Origin of the sequence: Treponema sp. SP13 (genome assembly GCF_050938355.1) — a bacterium.
GTDB lineage: Bacteria > Spirochaetota > Spirochaetia > Treponematales > Treponemataceae > Treponema_D > Treponema_D socranskii.
The window spans coordinates 277,647-294,587 of sequence record NZ_JADOVM010000004.1 but is presented as its reverse complement, the minus strand read 5'-3'; the positions used below and the strand labels follow the sequence as shown (position 1 = coordinate 294,587).

At 50.9% G+C, this 16,941-nt stretch carries 16 protein-coding genes; 9 read left to right on the top strand and 7 right to left on the bottom strand.

Annotated elements, in window-relative coordinates; all coding sequences use genetic code 11:
• Positions 1 to 17: 17 nt before the first annotated feature.
• Genes IZU26_RS09285 through IZU26_RS09275 form a run of 3 tightly spaced genes read left to right on the top strand, consistent with a single transcriptional unit; the run spans position 18 to position 2,954 of the window.
• Positions 18 to 1,004, top strand: coding sequence for an ABC transporter permease (locus tag IZU26_RS09285; RefSeq protein ID WP_021330367.1), 987 nt, complete (start codon positions 18 to 20; stop codon positions 1,002 to 1,004).
• Between the two features lie 28 nt (positions 1,005 to 1,032).
• Entirely contained in the window at positions 1,033 to 1,917 is an 885-nt protein-coding gene (locus IZU26_RS09280) for a class II fructose-bisphosphate aldolase (RefSeq protein ID WP_021330358.1), read from the top strand.
• Positions 1,918 to 1,928: 11 nt separating this feature from the next.
• Positions 1,929 to 2,954, top strand: a complete 1,026-nt coding sequence (locus IZU26_RS09275; RefSeq protein ID WP_433278538.1) for a carbohydrate kinase family protein — start codon at positions 1,929 to 1,931, stop codon at positions 2,952 to 2,954.
• A gap of 128 nt (positions 2,955 to 3,082) precedes the next feature.
• Here IZU26_RS09275 and IZU26_RS09270 read toward each other — a convergent pair whose 3' ends face one another.
• Entirely contained in the window at positions 3,083 to 3,877 is a 795-nt protein-coding gene (locus tag IZU26_RS09270; RefSeq protein WP_433278536.1) for a rhomboid family intramembrane serine protease, read from the bottom strand.
• Positions 3,878 to 4,525: 648 nt separating this feature from the next.
• Between IZU26_RS09270 and IZU26_RS09265 the strand changes: the two genes are divergently transcribed.
• The 4 genes from IZU26_RS09265 to aat all read left to right on the top strand — a co-directional run bounded on the left by IZU26_RS09265 (position 4,526) and on the right by aat (position 9,491).
• Positions 4,526 to 5,437 (top strand): leucine-rich repeat protein, encoded by a 912-nt coding sequence (locus IZU26_RS09265; RefSeq protein ID WP_433278534.1) that lies wholly within the window; start codon positions 4,526 to 4,528, stop codon positions 5,435 to 5,437.
• 461 nt (positions 5,438 to 5,898) lie between these two features.
• Positions 5,899 to 6,219, top strand: a complete 321-nt coding sequence (locus tag IZU26_RS09260) for an ATP-dependent Clp protease adaptor ClpS (protein ID WP_433278532.1) — start codon at positions 5,899 to 5,901, stop codon at positions 6,217 to 6,219.
• A gap of 133 nt (positions 6,220 to 6,352) precedes the next feature.
• On the top strand, positions 6,353 to 8,734 hold the full coding sequence (gene clpA / locus IZU26_RS09255) for an ATP-dependent Clp protease ATP-binding subunit ClpA (protein ID WP_433278530.1): 2,382 nt from the start codon (positions 6,353 to 6,355) through the stop codon (positions 8,732 to 8,734).
• A complete protein-coding gene (aat, locus tag IZU26_RS09250) occupies positions 8,721 to 9,491 on the top strand; it encodes a leucyl/phenylalanyl-tRNA--protein transferase (protein WP_433278528.1) in 771 nt (256 codons plus the stop codon). Before clpA ends, aat begins: the two co-directional genes overlap by 14 nt.
• Before the next feature lie 137 nt (positions 9,492 to 9,628).
• Here aat and IZU26_RS09245 read toward each other — a convergent pair whose 3' ends face one another.
• Complete coding sequence (locus IZU26_RS09245) at positions 9,629 to 10,432, bottom strand: ABC transporter ATP-binding protein (protein ID WP_433278526.1); 804 nt, start codon at positions 10,430 to 10,432, stop codon at positions 9,629 to 9,631.
• Complete coding sequence (locus IZU26_RS09240) at positions 10,429 to 11,361, bottom strand: ABC transporter permease (protein ID WP_310824943.1); 933 nt, start codon at positions 11,359 to 11,361, stop codon at positions 10,429 to 10,431. The genes IZU26_RS09245 and IZU26_RS09240 overlap by 4 nt, the downstream gene beginning before the upstream one ends.
• 150 nt (positions 11,362 to 11,511) lie before the next feature.
• Between IZU26_RS09240 and IZU26_RS09235 the strand changes: the two genes are divergently transcribed.
• Entirely contained in the window at positions 11,512 to 12,216 is a 705-nt protein-coding gene (locus tag IZU26_RS09235) for a PdaC/SigV domain-containing protein (protein ID WP_433278524.1), read from the top strand.
• A gap of 63 nt (positions 12,217 to 12,279) precedes the next feature.
• On the opposite strand, the gene IZU26_RS09230 is transcribed toward IZU26_RS09235, so the two are convergent.
• From IZU26_RS09230 to IZU26_RS09215, 4 genes are all read right to left on the bottom strand, one after another.
• Positions 12,280 to 13,674, bottom strand: coding sequence for an MATE family efflux transporter (locus IZU26_RS09230; protein WP_433278522.1), 1,395 nt, complete (start codon positions 13,672 to 13,674; stop codon positions 12,280 to 12,282).
• A 14-nt stretch (positions 13,675 to 13,688) separates the two neighbouring features.
• Positions 13,689 to 14,411: an amino acid ABC transporter ATP-binding protein gene (locus IZU26_RS09225; RefSeq protein ID WP_433278520.1), complete on the bottom strand. Its 723-nt coding sequence runs from the start codon at positions 14,409 to 14,411 to the stop codon at positions 13,689 to 13,691.
• A complete protein-coding gene (locus tag IZU26_RS09220; protein WP_433278518.1) occupies positions 14,398 to 15,069 on the bottom strand; it encodes an amino acid ABC transporter permease in 672 nt (223 codons plus the stop codon). The genes IZU26_RS09225 and IZU26_RS09220 overlap by 14 nt, the downstream gene beginning before the upstream one ends.
• Positions 15,070 to 15,132: 63 nt before the next feature.
• A complete protein-coding gene (locus IZU26_RS09215; protein WP_433278516.1) occupies positions 15,133 to 15,906 on the bottom strand; it encodes a transporter substrate-binding domain-containing protein in 774 nt (257 codons plus the stop codon).
• Between the two features lie 195 nt (positions 15,907 to 16,101).
• Here IZU26_RS09215 and IZU26_RS09210 point away from each other — a divergent pair, with 195 nt between their 5' ends.
• Positions 16,102 to 16,941, top strand: a complete 840-nt coding sequence (locus tag IZU26_RS09210) for a TetR/AcrR family transcriptional regulator (RefSeq protein ID WP_433278514.1) — start codon at positions 16,102 to 16,104, stop codon at positions 16,939 to 16,941.

The following is a 16,941-nucleotide window of genomic DNA, read 5'->3' as shown; positions in this document are numbered from 1 at the left end:
GGGATTGGGGGATTGCAATGAACAACGATACGGCAAAACAACTGGTAATGAAGCAGGGATTCGTACGATATTTCAAAGAAAATTTAGGTATCATCGCAGCGTTCATCGTTTTATTTTTGTTTTTGTCGCTGAATCCGAGCACGTCCCGTGCCTTTGTGACGCGGCAGAATATGTTCAATGTGCTTCGTCAAATTTCAACGAATATGTATTTGGCGTGCGGCATGACGATGGTCATCATCCTCGGCGGTATCGATCTGTCCGTCGGTTCGATTATCGCACTTTCGGGCTGCGTTGCGGCTGCGTGTGTCGCTCGCTACGAATTGGCGATCCCCGTTGCACTTATCATCGGAACCGTTATCGGTGTCGTATTCGGAATGTTTAACGGTTTTGTCATTTCAAAGACGACGATTCCTCCGTTTATCGTCACGCTCGCCACGATGAATATCGCGCGCGGTTTTGCCTATGTGTATACCGGCGGTTCTCCCGTACGCGTCGTGACAAAGGCGTGGCAGTTTATCGGAGCGGGATATATCGGTATATTTCCCGTTCCCGTTATTATAATGATCGTCGTGCTTATCATAACGGGCTTGCTTATGAATAATTCGAAGCTCGGCCGGCATATCTATGCGGTAGGCGGAAACGTACAAGCCGCCGTTTTTTCCGGTATTTCCGTAACCCGCGTAAAATTTTGGGTGTACGCATATTCCGGTTTAATGGCGGGTATTGCGGGTATTGTGCTCGCATCCCGCATGTATTCCGGCCAGCCGACGGCCGGCGACGGGGCGGAAATGGATGCGATCGCGGCCGTCGTTGTCGGCGGAACTTCCATGGCCGGCGGTTCCGGTAAAATCGGCGGTACGATAATCGGTGCGCTGATTATCGGATTTTTGAACAACGGTTTGAACTTGATGAACGTCAATTCGTTTTGGCAGTATGTCGTAAAGGGTTTGGTCATTTTGCTCGCCGTGTTCCTCGACTTTATCCGCAACAGAAACAAACGCTAATTATTAATTTTAAGATGATGGGGGTTGTATGCTTGTATCGCTGCATGATGTTATGAAAATCGCCGAACGCGATAAAATTGCAATCGGCGCCTTCAACGTTCCGAACTGGGAATCCGCTGCCGCGATTATCGGAGCGGCGGAAGAGACGGATATGCCGGTCGTTTTGCAATATGCGCCCGTTCATGCGCAGTTTTTGAGTATGGAAGACGCTGCGGAGATTATGCTATACTTTGCGAAAAAAACAAAAGTTCCCGTATGCGTACATCTCGATCACGGCGACGGTTTTGAACGCTGTATGCAGGCGATCCGGCTCGGCTTTACATCGGTTATGATAGACGCGTCGGCCTGTCCCTACGAAGAAAACGTCGCAACGACTGCAGAAGTCGTACGGGCATCTCATGCAGTAGGCGTTTCCGTAGAAGCGGAAGTCGGTCATATTTTCACATCCGTTACGGGGAGCGCCGAGGGGCCTGCAAAAATCGAAACGAAAGATTCGTTTGCCGACGTAGACGATGTATATACGCGTCCCGAAACCGCAAAAGATTTTAAAGAAAAAACGAACGTCGATGCACTCGCGATAGCGTTCGGCACTTCTCACGGTATTTATGTTGCAAAGCCGGTGCTCGATCTTGACAGAATCACCGCAATAAAAAAAGCGGTCGATATGCCCTTTGTCATGCACGGCGGATCCGGTTTGAGCAAAGAAGAATTCCAAACTGCAATACGCAACGGCATCAGAAAAATCAATTATTATACGTATATGACGATGAGCGGCGGAAAAGCGGTTAAAGCGCAAACGGATAGGATCAAAGCCGATGATCACGTCTTTTTTCACGACATTCCCGGTATTGCGACACAAGCGATGAAAGAAGACGTAAAGCAGGCGATACGTATTTTCAACAATACCTTATAAACGGGTGCACTATGCAAAAGGGTATCATCGTTGCGGGGCCGCTCATCCTCGATCGGCATTATGCGGTCGATACGTTTCCCGATGAAGGCCGGCTCGTAAGCGTACACGACATCCATGAGGACGTCGGCGGTACGGGCAATTTAATAATCGATTTGGCAAAAATCGACGCGGCGCTTCCGGTACGGGTGAGCACGGTTCTCGGCCGCGGCAGCGCGGGACGCAGCATTATTAAAGCGCTCGACGCATATCCGAACATCGACAAAAGCGGCATCGTAAAAAGCGATGAAGGGCATACGCCGCTGACGATCGTCATCGATGCGGACGATACGCATCAGCGCACGTTCTTTTATTATGCGGGCGTATCCGACACTTACGGCGAACGGCATATCGACTGGGATGCGCTTGAAGGCGATATCTTTCAGCTCGAATACCTTTTGCTTACAAAGGGTATTGATGCGCCCGACGGCGAATACGGCACGCATGCGGCGCGCATTCTCGCACAAGCGCGCCGGCGCGGCATGAAAACTTCCATCGATATCGTTTCCAGAAAAGGCGCATACGTTAAAGATATCGTTTGTGCATCGCTCAAATATACCGACTACTGCACAATCAACGAGCTTGAAGCGCAGGAAGTGACGGGGATCCCGCTCGAATCGGACGGAAAGATTATTAAAAATGCCATGCGTCCCGTTTTGGAAAAAATTGCCGAATACGGCGTGTCCCGATGGATCATCATCCATGCCGCTTCGTGCAGCTTCGGTATGGATTGTGCGACGGGTGCGTGTTTTACAATGCCGAGCCTTCGGTTTCCGCACGAAAAGATCAAAGGCAAAACGGGTGCCGGTGACGCATATTGCTCCGGCGTTTTATATGCGGCGTACCGAGGGCAATCGATCATCGATGCGATGAAGCTCGGTACCGCCTGTGCGACGTGTTCGCTTTCCGAAATAAACGGTACCGACGGCATGCGCGCATACGGCGAAGCGCTTGCCTTATACGATGCGTACAAATGCCCCGTCGAATTTGAAAAACTGTAAGTCGTTGCCGGCTTTTTGCAGAAAAATTATTAAGGGGGGGGGAAGTCTCCCCCTCGCGCGCACTTCGTTGCGCGCTGCCCCCTCTGCGGGGACACCCCGCAACGCCCCGTGCGGCACGCCGAATTCGCTTACCGGCTCTTTGCGGTTTTCGCGCTCTTCGTGTTTTTTTTCGCTTTTTTTGTTTCGGTCCGCCTATCGCTTTTGCCGTTCGTCTGCGTGTTGTCGCCGCTCTTTTGCTCTCTCGCCGAACCGTTTTGCTTTGCCGCCGTATCGTTTTGCTTTACCTCTTTTACGCCTTCTGCGGGAGCCGGAAATTTTTGCGGCGTGAGTAAAAACGCGAAGAGGCTTCCGCACAATCCTCCTGCTATGTGAGCGGCGACCGAAATACCGTTATGCTGCAGCGTGTCGAAATTAAAAAACTGTCCGCCGATATACAATATGAATACGAGGATAAACGACAGCGGTATTTCGTTTTTTGCAAACGACGTAAATGACGCGAGCATGATCATCATAAATACGACGTCGCTTGCACCCATTTCCGGATGTGTGATCAAGCACGCGTTGATGACGCCGGTGACGAACGCGGTTATCGTTATGACGAGCGCGAGGACGCGGGAACCGTAGCGGCTTTCGATGATCGGGCCGAGCAATATGACGAGCGACATATTCGAGATGAGGTGCTGCCAATCGGCATGCCCGAACACGTGCGAAAAGAGGCGGAAATAGTCGAGCGGCGCTTTCCAATCGAACGGATGGCTGCTGTACTTTCCGCCCGGTATGATAAAAAGCGCCGCCGCAAGGTGCCGGTCGAACACGTAACTGTCGAGCAGCATAATTACCGTACAGATGACGACAAAGGTAAGCGTAACGGGCGCGTTGTAGGTTACGCGGATTTTTCGACTCACTTCGGTATGTTCCTGCATGGCGACAGTATAGTGGAACGAACGTCGCGCCTCAAGCGATTTTTGCGTATATTTTTGCGTATATGGTAGGGTAGGGATACCGGAGACTTCGTGCACATAGCAAATGCCGCTGTTTCGCGTTCCGCTTCTTTTCCGCGTATGCATTTCCGCTGGATTCCCTATGTATGTAAAAATTTCACTTGCCGATACACGGAAACCGTGATATAATCGACGTATGGAAAGAGTGCGTATCGGCTGCAGGCAAAGCGAAAAATATTTAAAAAATTTGCCCAAATCGCTTGACAAAGATTGGGGCGCGCTTATAATTTCGCAACTCGCAACTCGCAACTCGCAACTCGCAACTCGCAACTCGCAACTCGCTTAGGCGTACTCCGTTCTCAATATTTTTTTCAAAACAATACAATCGCCGCTTGTACGCCGCACAGGGAATTTTTCTCTGCGCGGTTTTTATATTTGTCCTATCCATACCCGTGCGCTTTTGAAAAAATCTGCGGCGCAGAGTATACATAAGGTTTTAGACGAGGGTACGCGCGCGGCTTAGGCTGCATCGCTCACAGAGTACGCGGGTATCGCTGCCGGCATTGCCGGGGATACATATTTTGGGAATGAAAGTTCCTGCAATTACAAGTCTTTATACAGGAGGAAACGATGAAGACTACGATTTTTAACCGAAAAGCTCAGGCTTTTTTCGCAGCGGCGGCTGTGCTTGCCGCAGTATTCACAGCGGGTTGCAAAACCGAATCGGACGGAGATTCAGGACCGGGATACGTTAAGGTCGACTTCGGTACAAACGGCGACGGCTTAAAAGAATATCTTAAAACAAAGGCATCACCTGTCGAAGTGAATTACATCGAAATAACGGGCCTTGCGAAGGAGGACTTAAAAGGCACAACCTCCCCTAGTACGGCAAGCAGGCTCGGAAAAATATTGATCGACAACGATGCAATAGACGTCGCTCTTAAATTCGGAGAAATACCGGATCTTACCGATATGTCACGCTGTTTTTACGAGTGTAAAAATCTCGTAAAGGCTCCCGAAATACCTGAAAGCGTTACGGATCTGGATTTCTGTTTTTGCGGGTGCGAAAGGCTGATACGGGCGCCTTCGGTTATACCTAAAAACGTTCTGACTATGTATGGTTGTTTTTCCGAGTGTAAAAAACTCATGCAGGCTCCGGTAATATCCGAAGGCGTTACTGATATGAAAACCTGCTTTTCCCGCTGTGAAAGTTTGACAAAAGTTCCTGCGATCCCTGACAGTGTTAAAGAGATGGCTGTTTGCTTTTCCGGCTGCAAAAAGCTGGCGGAAGTTCCTGCGATCCCTAAAAACGTTGAATTCTTGAGGCAATGCTTTTATCAGTGCGGAAGCCTTAAAGCCGTTACGCTTAAGTGCGATTACAATCCTGCAACCATTCTTGGCAACCAGGCTTTTGCCGCCGCCTTTTACGGCTGTACAAGCTTAACGGCGGGCAGCATAAAGGTTCCGTCGGGACAGCTGGCAGCGTATAAGGCTGCCGCCGCCACAATGTCTGCGCAGGCGGAGTGGTTCGCAGCGGAATAAGCTGCAGCGCAGGCTGAAATTTTTAAAATCGAGTTTTCTTTTGAAAACTCGCTACTATACGCATGCGCTTGCGTACACTGATTGTACGGCTTCAAAATCTGAAGATTTAGTCGCCGTACAATTTTTTTTGAAAATAATGCGCAAACGAAAAACCGCGGCAATAATACGCGAAAAAACGCTGCATACGCGTCTTCCAAAATACGTTCGGCGCGCAATCATAATGCCCGAAGCGCAAGGAGAAGTGTGCAGTGCATCGTGCATAGACGACACGTCGTGCACGCCGCCGTTTAAAACGACGGAACGAACGTCGCGCCTCAAGCGATTTTTGCGTATTCGCGGCCATTAAGCGAAAATTTTCGGATTTGCACATATCCGTTTTCACAGTATTGATTTTTTGAAGTTTCTAAAGATATTGGACAAAAGCTATTGGATTAACGGCAAAAATTCTGTATATTATAAGCATGGCTGACAGCGATACGTTCGGAAGCGGCGAGTTTTCGATCGAAGCGGTCGATGCCGTCGATTACGATATTCCGCCGAACGGCCGCGTCGTTTTTTTTAACGACGACTATACGACGAAGGATTTTGTCGTCGACGTGCTTATGTCCGTTTTTCATAAATCGGAACACGACGCGTGTATTATCATGGAATCCGTACACAAAACGGGTACCGGTATTGTCGGCGTGTATGCGTTTGATATAGCGGCGACGCGGGCTTCGATAACGGTGCACCGTGCGCGAGAAGAGGGTTTTCCGCTGAAAGTTGAAGTGCAGGAAGTGTAGGCGATATCGATTAGCCGAAGATAAAATTAATCGATAAGCGACTTTATAGCGCTCGATGAAAATTGCATGCACGTGCGGTTTTTGTTCGGCTCCGAATTGTGCCGCGTACCGGAGCGGCCGGGAGTAGTGAGATATGGAAATAAGTCCGCAGCTGCGAAAGATATTATCGGTTTCGTTTTCCGATGCAAAATATGCCCGTCACGAATTTTTTACGCCGGAACACTTGCTCAGCTCTGCGCTCGCATTCGATTCGGTGCGCGAGCTGCTCGAATCGTGCGGGGCAGACGTCGCGACAATCCGCGATTGCGTCAACGAATACATTAAAAAAAATGTGCCGGTGTCCGCAGTGCAGGGAAACGGACAGAGCGCCGAGCCTGTCGAAACGCAGGGCTTTCAGGAAGTGATGAACCGCGCCGTCTTTCACTGCGCATCGAGCGACAAGCAGATCCTCGACATCACCGATGTACTCGTCAGCATGATAGAAGAAAAACGCAATTATTGTGCGTATTCGCTGCGCATGGGCGGCGTCGACAAGCTCCGCCTTATCGAAGAGATCGGCGCACAAAAGCTTACCGATGAAAATCAATTTTTTTTGGACGGTGCGGAAGCGCAGCAGAAATTCATGCCGGGTATGCAGACGGGAGACGACGCGCGCCAAGACAATTTGCGGAATACGAAACGGACGGCGCTCGAACGGTTTTGCGTCGATCTGACGGCGGAGGCAAAGCAGGGCAAAATCGATGCGCTCATCGGGCGGACGGATGAAATCGACCGTACGATCCAGATTCTGTGTCGACGGACGAAAAACAATCCGCTTTACGTCGGAGATGCGGGTGTCGGCAAAACGGCGATCGCAAACGGACTCGCGCTCAGAATCGCACAAAACGACGTGCCGGATGCGATTAATAATTTTTCCATCTATAGCCTCGATATGGGTTTGCTGCTCGCCGGTACGAAATTCCGCGGCGATTTTGAAGACCGTCTCAGAAAGATCACCGACGAACTGATGAAAAAGCGGCACGCGATTTTGTTTATCGATGAGATCCACATGATCATGGGCGCCGGTACGAGCGGCAACAGTACAATGGATGCGGCAAATTTGTTAAAACCGGTGCTGTCGTCGGGAAAGATCCGCTGCATCGGTTCGACGACGCACGAAGAGTATGCGAAAAATTTCGAAAAAGACAGGGCGCTCGCGCGCCGTTTCCAAAAGATCGATATCAAAGAACCGTCGCCGGAAGACACGCTGGCGATTTTAAAAGGACTCCGCGATAAATACGAAAGTTACCACGGAGTTACGTACAGCGATACGGCGCTGAAACTTGCAGTCGACTTGTCGGTGCAGTATCTGCCGGACAGGCGGCTTCCCGATAAAGCTATCGACGTCATCGACGAAGCGGGTTCGTACATGAAGATCAAAGCGAAGGGCGGATTCGCCCGCATGCGCAAAGCTCCCGCTCATACGCAGGAAGTCTCGCATACGAACGCGCTTATGAAGAAACCCATCGTGTCGACTTCCGTTATCAAAGCGGTGACGGCAAAGATGGCGCGGGTGCCGCTTGAATCGGTGACGAGCGGAGAAAAAGAAAAGCTCCGCGACCTTGCCGACACGATGCGCTCGGAAATCTTCGGACAGGATGAAGCGGTCGCTGCGGTGACAAAGGCGGTAAAAAGGGCGCGCGCGGGATTTAACAATCCCGAACGGCCGGAAGCGAGTTTTTTGTTCGTCGGTCCGACGGGCGTCGGTAAAACGGAACTCGCCCGTTCGCTTTCCCGTACGCTCGGTGAAACGCTCTTGCGTTATGATATGAGCGAATATCAGGAAGAGTATACGGTGAGCCGTCTCATCGGTTCGGCGCCCGGTTACGTCGGCTATGAAGAGGGCGGTCAGCTTACGGAAGACGTGCGCAAAAATCCGCATTCGATCGTGCTCTTCGACGAAATCGAAAAGGCGCATCCGAAAATTTACAATGTGCTGCTCCAAGTTATGGACTACGGATTTCTCACCGACAATCAGGGACGCAAAGCCGATTTCCGAAACTGCATCATCATCATGACGAGCAATGCCGGCGCGCGTGAAATGGAAAAGAGCAAAGTCGGTTTCGGCGCCGAAAACGCTTCGGACGAGGGAGATGCTCTCAGTGAAGCGGTTGAAAAAACTTTTTCGCCGGAATTCCGCAACAGGCTCGACGGCGTTATCGCGTTTTCTCATTTGGGAAAAGCGATCGTCGACGATATCGCAAAAAAAGAAATCGCAAAACTCGCCGCCCGCCTCGCGCAAAAAAAAGTCAAGCTGGAAACGACTCCGCGTGCGATTGCCTACCTTTCGGAAAAAGGCTATTCGCGCGAATTCGGAGCGCGGAATATGGCTCGTACCGTCGAAGAAGAAATCGCATCTCCGCTCACCGACGAAGTGCTGTTCGGAAAACTTTCCGCAGGCGGCGAAGTGCGCGTCGACGTATCTCGGGCAGACAGCAGTACGGAAATATTGACCTTCGACTATGGAAAACGTTGATTGGCAGGAAAAGCTCGGCGCAGAACGTTTCGGAAGCGGTTTTGAATACACACATTTTTTCGTATGCGACGCAAGTCGAAACGGTTTGCTCGGCTATACGGAGCACATAACGCCGGAGCTCGCGTTTTCGGCATATCTGCAGGGGATTTTCCCGTGGTATGACGAAGATTCGGGTGATCCCGTTTTGTGGTGGAGTCCCGATCCGCGTTTTGTGCTTCCCGTAAAAGAAATCCGCTTTCCGCGCAGTGCCGTAAGATTTTTAAAACACAGCCCGTATACGTATACCATCGATGTCGCCTTTTCCCGCGTGATCGAAAATTGTGCGCGCGTGCCCCGCGCGGGTCAGGACGGTACGTGGATAGGGGAGCGTATGATCGATATCTACTGCGCGCTGCACGAACGCGGTATCGCGCATTCGGTCGAAGCGTGGCACGGAGGCGAGCTTGCGGGCGGACTCTACGGAGTGCTCATCGGAAAAGTGTTTTGCGGCGAGTCGATGTTTACGCTTCAGTCGAACGCCGGCAAAAGCGCGTTTATGCTATTTGCAAAAGCCTTCGAAAGATGCGGCGGCGTTTTAATCGATTCGCAAGTATATACGGAAAACATCGCGCGATACGGCGGCCGCAATATAAGCCGCACTGCGTTTTTGCGCATGGAAAGCGAACTCTTATCGCAAAAACTTTCAGGCGACTTGCACAAAGTTTTTGCCGAAATCGCGGCGGAAACCGTGTGCGCTTTCGCGCACGAGTGCGGATAAAGTCGGTATCATCGCAAAAGTGAGCGGCTTTCTCGCCGAGCACAAAGTCGATAAAGTATGATTAATTATTTCATTTCGTTGCGGTAAATAAAAGAAAAACGCGTTACGAGTTTTTCAACTCTCGACTTAATCGGATATCATTGTAATATCAGCCGGTCGCTCGTAAGCGCCGTTTTCTTTATGGAGCGGAAGCGCTGCACGATATCGTCCATCGTCAAATTCTTTTTTTCGCTTCCGGCTATGTCGAAAATGATTTCGCCTTTGTCCATCATGATAAGACGATTGCCGTATTCGAGCGCGTGCTGCATATTGTGCGTCACCATCATCACGGTGAGATTGTAGGATTCCGCAAAGCGCTTTGTCAAATTCATAACGAGGGCGGCGTTCGAAGGATCGAGGGCGGCAGTATGTTCGTCGAGCAAAAGGAGAGCGGGACGCGACATAACCGCCATGAGCAGCGTCAAGGCCTGACGCTGTCCGCCGGAAAACTGTTCGACATTGTCGGAAAGGCGCTCTTCAAGTCCCATGTTCAGCTGTTTGAGTTCGCTTCGGAAATATGAGCGCGTGCGGGCGTTCAAACCGATCTTCAAACCCTTCCAGCCTTTTTTGCTGCATATCATCATATTGTCTTCAAGCGACATTTTCCCCGCAGTACCGAGCAGCGGATTTTGAAAGATGCGCCCGATGTACAGTGCCCGTTTGTATTCTTCGTCTTTCGTGATGTCGCGTATGGAGCCGTTCATCGAAAGCGAAATCGTTCCGGCAGTCGGAGAGAGCGTACCGGCGATGACATTGTACAGCGTCGACTTTCCCGCTCCGTTCGATCCGATCACCGTGATAAAGTCGCCCTTATTGATCGTCAAGTCGATATGTTTAAGGGCCGCATTTTCATCGGCAGTGCCGGGATTGAACGTTATCGCGATATTTTTCAATTCAATCATGCTTCGCCTCCCGCTTTCGCCGGCCGTAAAAGATGCGATTTAAAATTCGCCTTGCCTTTCAAATTGGATATGAGGAGGCACAGGATGATAAGCAAACCGGTGACGAGTTTCAGATCGTTGCTCGTCAAGCCGATCCGATAGCCGTAGCTTCTGCCTGCGAACATGAGCGCGCGGTATAAAATCGATCCGAGCAAAACGCGGAGCGTCTGCATCGAAATCTTATTTGAACGGATGATAAACTCTCCGAGCATGAGGGAGGCAAGCCCTCCGACGATGACGCCCGTACCGCTTCCCACATCCGCAAAGCCGTTGTACATTGCGGCAAAGGCACCCGAAAGGGCTGCAAGTCCGTCCCCGAAAGACACGCCGATGCCGCGGAGTATTTTCGGATCGACGCCCTGCGAAACGACCATCTGTTCATTCGCTCCGAGCGCACCCATCGTCAAGCCCATGTCGGTGTGAAAAAAGAGATCGAGGAGTCCTTTTAAGACGACGACGAAAATTATTAAAAACAAAAGGATGCCCGCTTCAGGAGGAAGTGCGGGAAAGACGCGTTCCGTCCATGCGGCGCTCTTTGAAAAAATCGTTTCGATGCGCAAAAACGATATGTTCGCACGGTTTGACATGATACGGAGATTGATCGAATAAAGCATCGTCATGACGAGGATGCCGGCGAGCAGATCGGGTATGCGAAAGCGCGTATAGATGAGTGTCGTGACGAGCCCTGCAAAAGCGCCGCCGAAAAATGCGAGCGAAAGCGCGAAAACGGGCGGGAGGCCGTGCAGCAAACACGCGGCAAGGATGCAGCCGCCGAGCGGAAAGGCTCCGTCGACCGTCATATCGCAAAAATTGATAACGCGGAAGGACACGAAGACACCGAGCACCATAATGCCGTATATCAAGCCTTCGATTAAAATACCGTAAATCATGCAGACTCCCCATAACCTTCTTGTAACTATTGATAGTAATATTTTTTTTCATTTATGTGAATAGGCGGCAAATCCGAAACGGCAAGCGCAGATGCGTATCCGTTTTAATACAATCGCCGCCGTTTGACAAAAGTTTTTATAGGGGTTTTTATGAAAATAAAACACATCGTGTATTCTGCAGTGCTTGCGTCTCTCGTATTCGCAGGATGTCAAACCGCATCTCAAAAGGGAGCGGCTCCTTACAAAATGACGACGGTTTCCGAAAAAAACGCCGTCTTCGAAGCGGAAATCGCCTATCCTCAGTTTGCGGGATTCGACGATCTCAATTCTCTTATCAAATCGCGCACGCTCGGCGCGTACGATGACTTCAAATCGTCCGCACAAAAAACGAGAAAGGAAATCGAAAGCGCGAAGAGCGCTTCCGCCGAAAAAATTCCGCCGTTCGAATATAAAGCCGTATGCGATTCGATCATCGTAAGCGACAACTATATTTCGATGCTCTTTACGGCGTACCGCTATGAAGGAGGCGCACACGGAGAAACGCTGCTCGACTCGATCACCTACGATAAAGCGCTGAAAAAAGAAGTGTCGATTACGGAAGCGTCCGGCTTATCGGTCAAAGATATCGCAACGCAATGCAAAGATTATTTTATGAAGCACTTAAACTACGGAGGAAACGAAGCGGAAGCGCAAAAAGCGCGCACGGACTGGATCGCCGAAGGCACCATACCGGAAGCGAGTAATTACCAGACGTTCACGTACGACGGCAAAAAACTCACCGTTTATTTCGAGCCTTATACGGTTGCGCCGTATTCCGAAGGCGTGCAAAAAGTCACGATTGCAGCTGTGAGATAAAATTGCCTGACGCAATTTTTTAATTAATAAATAATTTCGACCGCCGCGCACTGCGGCGGTTTTCTATATGACGCGCTTTCCTTTCCATTTGCCGCTTCGGAAGCGGTACACAAAGCACGACGAGCGCACGATCCAATCGAGTATCATCGCAAACCAGACGCCGAGGGCGCCGAAGGAAAGCGGCCAGCCGAATTGTGCCGTAAGACCGAACATCCCCGTCCACTTGAGTACATAGCTCATGCCGATGCGTACGACCCACATCGAAATCATAGAAACGATCATCGTAAACACGGCGTCTCCGGCGGCGCGGAGCGAGTTCGGAAACGTAAACGACACGGGCCAAATGAGCATCGCGCACACGCCGTGCAAAAGCGTCATATACCAGGCTAGGCGCGTCGTTTCGGTTGAAAGCGCATACAGGCTTAAGATCGAGCGCGAACACAAAAGGAACGGGATATTCAGAGCGGCAATCGAAACGAATGCGAGCGCGAGCAGTTTTTTCGTATAGTATTCGGCTTGTTCCATTTTTCCCGCTCCGATGCACTGGCCTACGACCGTGAGCATGGCAAGACTCATCGCCGAACCGGGCAGTGTTTCAAACGAAGCGAGCGTATTCGCCGCGGCGTTTGCGGCGATCGCCGTCGTACCGTACGTCGCGATGAGCGAAAGCACGAGTATCTTTCCGATTTGAAACATGCTGTTTTCAAGTCCGTTCGGCACTCCGATCGAGAGGATGCGTTTGACGATTCCTCCGTCGAATTCGAAACGGAATATGCCGCGTATCGAAACGGCCGGATGACCGTTGTATTCACCGCCTTTGTACAAAAGCGCAAGCAAAACGACGGCCGCCGCCGTGCGCGACACGAGCGTCGGAAACGCCACTCCTTCGACTCCTCGGTGAAAGCCGTAGAGGAGGATCGCATTGCCGCCGATATTCAAAACATTGATCAAAAGCGAGATGAGCATCGACACGCGGGAATTACCCTGAGCGCGGAACAGCGCCGCGCACGCGTTGTACAAACCGATCGAAGGGAGCGCAAAAATCGTAATAAAAAAATACGTGCGGGAAGCGTTCATAACGCCGTCGTCGATACTGCCGAACAAAAACGAAAGGAGCTGCCGGTTAAATACGAGACAGAGCGCCAAAACGGCAAGAGAGGCGGCGACGATCGTATAAAGAAGCTGCTTTGCGGTTTTGGATGCCATATCGTGAGCGCCGTGCCCGATATACTGAGAGGCAACGACGGCGCCTCCCGTGCCGAGAGCTGCAAAAAGCTGGACGAGCAATACGTTCAGGGAATCGACGAGAGAGACGCCCGACACCGCTTCTTCGCCGAGTGTCGACACCATAACGATATCGGCCATGCCGAGAAATATCGAAAGGAGCTGTTCAACGATGAGCGGCAAAATGAGGCGCCGCAAATCCTTCGGCGAAAATAACAAACCGGTCTCAGGCATAGGATTAATAATTTTTACAAAACCGATTTTAAAAACTGCTGCAGACGTTCGCACTTCGGCCGGTTGAAAATATCGTTCGGCGTTCCCGATTCCGCGATGACTCCTCCGTCCATAAAGAGCACGCGCGTGGCGACTTCCCGCGCAAATCCCATTTCGTGCGAAACGACAACCATCGTCATTCCTTCTTCGGCAAGCCCTTTCATGAGGCTGAGCACTTCGCCGACCATTTCGGGATCGAGCGCGCTCGTCGGTTCGTCAAAGAGCATCACGTCGGGGTTCATCGCGAGCGAGCGCACGATCGCTATGCGCTGCTTTTGTCCGCCGGACAATTTCGACGGATAAGTCGAAGCTTTATCGGCAAGGCCGATTCTCGCGAGGAGTTTCATCGCGTTCGATTCGGCCTCACTCTTCGTCCGGCGCTTGAGCGTGACGGGCGCGAGCGTGATATTCTGTAAAACGGTCAAGTGCGGAAAAAGATTGAAGTGCTGGAATACCATGCCCATCTTTGCGCGCAGTTCGTCGACGTTCGTCTTTTCGGCGGTTATATCGACTCCGTTAAAAAAAATGCTGCCGCCGTCCGGGCGTTCGAGGAGATTAAGACAGCGCAAAAACGTACTCTTGCCTGCACCTGAAGGCCCGATGATAACGATCTTTTCGCCTTTAACGATCGTTTCGGAGATATCGTTGAGAACCGCGTCTCCTCCGAATTTTTTTATTAAATTTTTAACTTCGATCACTGCGCGCCATCCTTCTCTCGAAAATCGAAAACAGTTTTGTCAATCCGACCGTCAGACAGAGATAGACCGCCGCACACGACAAAAGCGGAAGCCATGCGTTATACGTAGCGTTGCGGATATTGTCGCAGGCTTTTTGCAGATCGACTACCGCGATAAAACTTGCAACCGACGTTTCTTTGATAAGGGCGATAAACTCGCTCGTATACGTCGGAATGATGACGCGGAACGCCTGCGGCATAACGATTTTAACAAGCGTCTGCCGCCACGAAAGACCGAGCGAGCGGCCCGCTTCGGTCTGCCCCGCATCGACCCCCTGAATGCCTGCACGGAATATTTCCGTACAGTAGGCTCCGGAGTTGATGCCGAAGGCAATGATCGCGACGAGCACCGCATTGCTTATGCCGATCGGAGAGAAGATCACAAAATAAAAAATCATCAGCTGCGTCGCCATCGGTATGCCGCGTATAACCGTTGTATAGATCTGCGAAATCTTTTGCAGCACTTTATTTTTTGAAATTTTAAAAAGAGCGAAGGTACAGCCGAGCACCGAACCGATGAGGACGGCACAGATCGCAATGAGCAGCGTCGTGCCGAGCCCGTAAAATATGAGCTTCCATCGCATATTCGCAATCATCGTGTCATAGAATATTTGAAACACAATCCGCTCCTCGTAAATCGATTCGAGCCGAATGCGATATCCGGCTCAAAACGTTGCAATTAATTATTTTCGAACGATGATGACCTGATTCGACGAATAATACGGCTCGGAAAAATCGACGTTTTTTCTGCGCTCGTCGGTTGCAGTCATACCTGCAGCAATAAAATCGATCGCGTCCGATTGAAGAGCCGCGATCAGTCCGTCGAACGCCATATCGACGACTTGCAGCTTTTTTCCCAAGTCGCGCGCAATCATCTGGCTCATCGTTACGTCGAAGCCGACAGGATCCGTACCTTCGATATACTCGAATGGGGGAAAGGCGGCGTTCGTTCCCATTTTAATAATTTCGCTTCCGTTCGACGCAATCGCTTCGGGAACGACGATGGCGCCGTCGGCAGGCATAAACGCCTTTACGAGTTTTTCATAGGTTCCGTCCGTTTTCATCGCGGAAATCGTTTTGTTGATCGAATCGAGCAAAGCTGCGTTTCCTTTTTTTACGGCGATCGCGTATTCTTCGGTTGCAAAGCGGATATCGAGCACCCTTAAGTCGCGGTTTCGCTTTACGATTTCTTTTGCAGGCAGTTCGTCGAGAACTATCGCATCGATCGCGCCGTTTTTCAAATCGAGAGCCGCGTCCATGCCCGTCTTAAACGATTTCAGCGTTGCGTCTTTTACGTTGTCCTGAACATAGATTTCACCCGTCGTTCCCGCCTGACATCCGATTTTTTTGCCGTTCAAATCTTCCGCCGAAGCGATGTTCACCTGCGCTTTTTTCGAACACGAAATCAGACCGAATAAAGCTGCCGCAGCAAAAAGTGCAAACATAATTCTTTTCATACTGTTATGTCTCCTGTACAAAATGAAAAAAGGGACAAAAGACTGCATATGCAGTTTTGTCCGTTTACGAAAGTATAAAATTCGGTACCCAAAATGTCAATTATTAGCCGACGGTCTTTCAACGCTCGCGATGAAATAAACGCGTATGCCGTCCGCACCCGTTACACGTACGCCGCATTTCGATATAATGACGGCATGGCAAAAAAACGGATCGACCGCGATAAAATAATACAAGCCTTTCTCACGTGTGCGTTTGAAAAAAGCGCGGGCGCCGTCTCCCTTGCCGACATCGCCTCTCTCCTCGGCGTAAATAAAGCCTCTCTCTATAATCACTTTTCGAGCAGGGATGCGATCTGTGAAGCGGCGATCGATTTTTGCGCCGAGTATATGAGCGGCGTCCGCTTTATTCCCGAAAGCGCGGATTCACTCGTTTCGCTTCCGTTTTCCGACGCGCTCGCAAAAATCGTCAAACAGTATTTCCGTTCGTACGAAATCGAACCTCTCTTTCAAATGTACGCATTTATCCATTCGAGCAAATTCTTTTCATCCGAAGCCGCCCTGTCGGCGGAGCGGGAAACGCAAAAGATCGCGGACGATACGGCATCTCTCATTGCGCGATTCGCTGCTTGCGGAAAACTGCCGGGCACGGAAAGAAAAGCGGAACAAACGAGCGCGCTCGATGCGGGAAGCGCAGGGAATGCAAACCGTACGGGAAATATGCGGCAGACGGACGGCGTGCAGACTGCAGATGCAACGGAAAAAAATGAACGTCCTGCAAACGGTGAGCGCGGAACGGCAGGCGATGCAAACGATGCACCGCATACGCTGCAGACGGCGGCATCCGATACGTTCAAAGAACGCACCCTCTTTTTTGCGCGTGAGCTGAGTGCGGAGTTGGGTGCGTACATCGTCGAAAAAAAAGAAATGCTGAGGCGAAATCCCGAAAGCGGCGCGGGGAGCCTCTTTGCTCTTCCCCCCGACGATTCGGCGCTTGCAAAAATCATCGCGAGAGCCGAAGCGTATTGGACACGCTGA

Excerpts from the sequence above, each read along its gene's own strand:
- IZU26_RS09285 (WP_021330367.1), top strand. The coding sequence starts at position 18 with ATGAACAACGATACGGCAAAACAACTGGTAATGAAGCAGGGATTCGTA.
- IZU26_RS09280 (WP_021330358.1), top strand. The coding sequence starts at position 1,033 with ATGCTTGTATCGCTGCATGATGTTATGAAAATCGCCGAACGCGATAAA.
- IZU26_RS09275 (WP_433278538.1), top strand. The coding sequence starts at position 1,929 with ATGCAAAAGGGTATCATCGTTGCGGGGCCGCTCATCCTCGATCGGCAT.
- IZU26_RS09270 (WP_433278536.1), bottom strand. The coding sequence starts at position 3,877 with ATGCAGGAACATACCGAAGTGAGTCGAAAAATCCGCGTAACCTACAAC.
- IZU26_RS09265 (WP_433278534.1), top strand. The coding sequence starts at position 4,526 with ATGAAGACTACGATTTTTAACCGAAAAGCTCAGGCTTTTTTCGCAGCG.
- IZU26_RS09260 (WP_433278532.1), top strand. The coding sequence starts at position 5,899 with ATGGCTGACAGCGATACGTTCGGAAGCGGCGAGTTTTCGATCGAAGCG.
- clpA (WP_433278530.1), top strand. The coding sequence starts at position 6,353 with ATGGAAATAAGTCCGCAGCTGCGAAAGATATTATCGGTTTCGTTTTCC.
- aat (WP_433278528.1), top strand. The coding sequence starts at position 8,721 with ATGGAAAACGTTGATTGGCAGGAAAAGCTCGGCGCAGAACGTTTCGGA.
- IZU26_RS09245 (WP_433278526.1), bottom strand. The coding sequence starts at position 10,432 with ATGATTGAATTGAAAAATATCGCGATAACGTTCAATCCCGGCACTGCC.
- IZU26_RS09240 (WP_310824943.1), bottom strand. The coding sequence starts at position 11,361 with ATGATTTACGGTATTTTAATCGAAGGCTTGATATACGGCATTATGGTG.
- IZU26_RS09235 (WP_433278524.1), top strand. The coding sequence starts at position 11,512 with ATGAAAATAAAACACATCGTGTATTCTGCAGTGCTTGCGTCTCTCGTA.
- IZU26_RS09230 (WP_433278522.1), bottom strand. The coding sequence starts at position 13,674 with ATGCCTGAGACCGGTTTGTTATTTTCGCCGAAGGATTTGCGGCGCCTC.
- IZU26_RS09215 (WP_433278516.1), bottom strand. The coding sequence starts at position 15,906 with ATGAAAAGAATTATGTTTGCACTTTTTGCTGCGGCAGCTTTATTCGGT.
- IZU26_RS09210 (WP_433278514.1), top strand. The coding sequence starts at position 16,102 with ATGGCAAAAAAACGGATCGACCGCGATAAAATAATACAAGCCTTTCTC.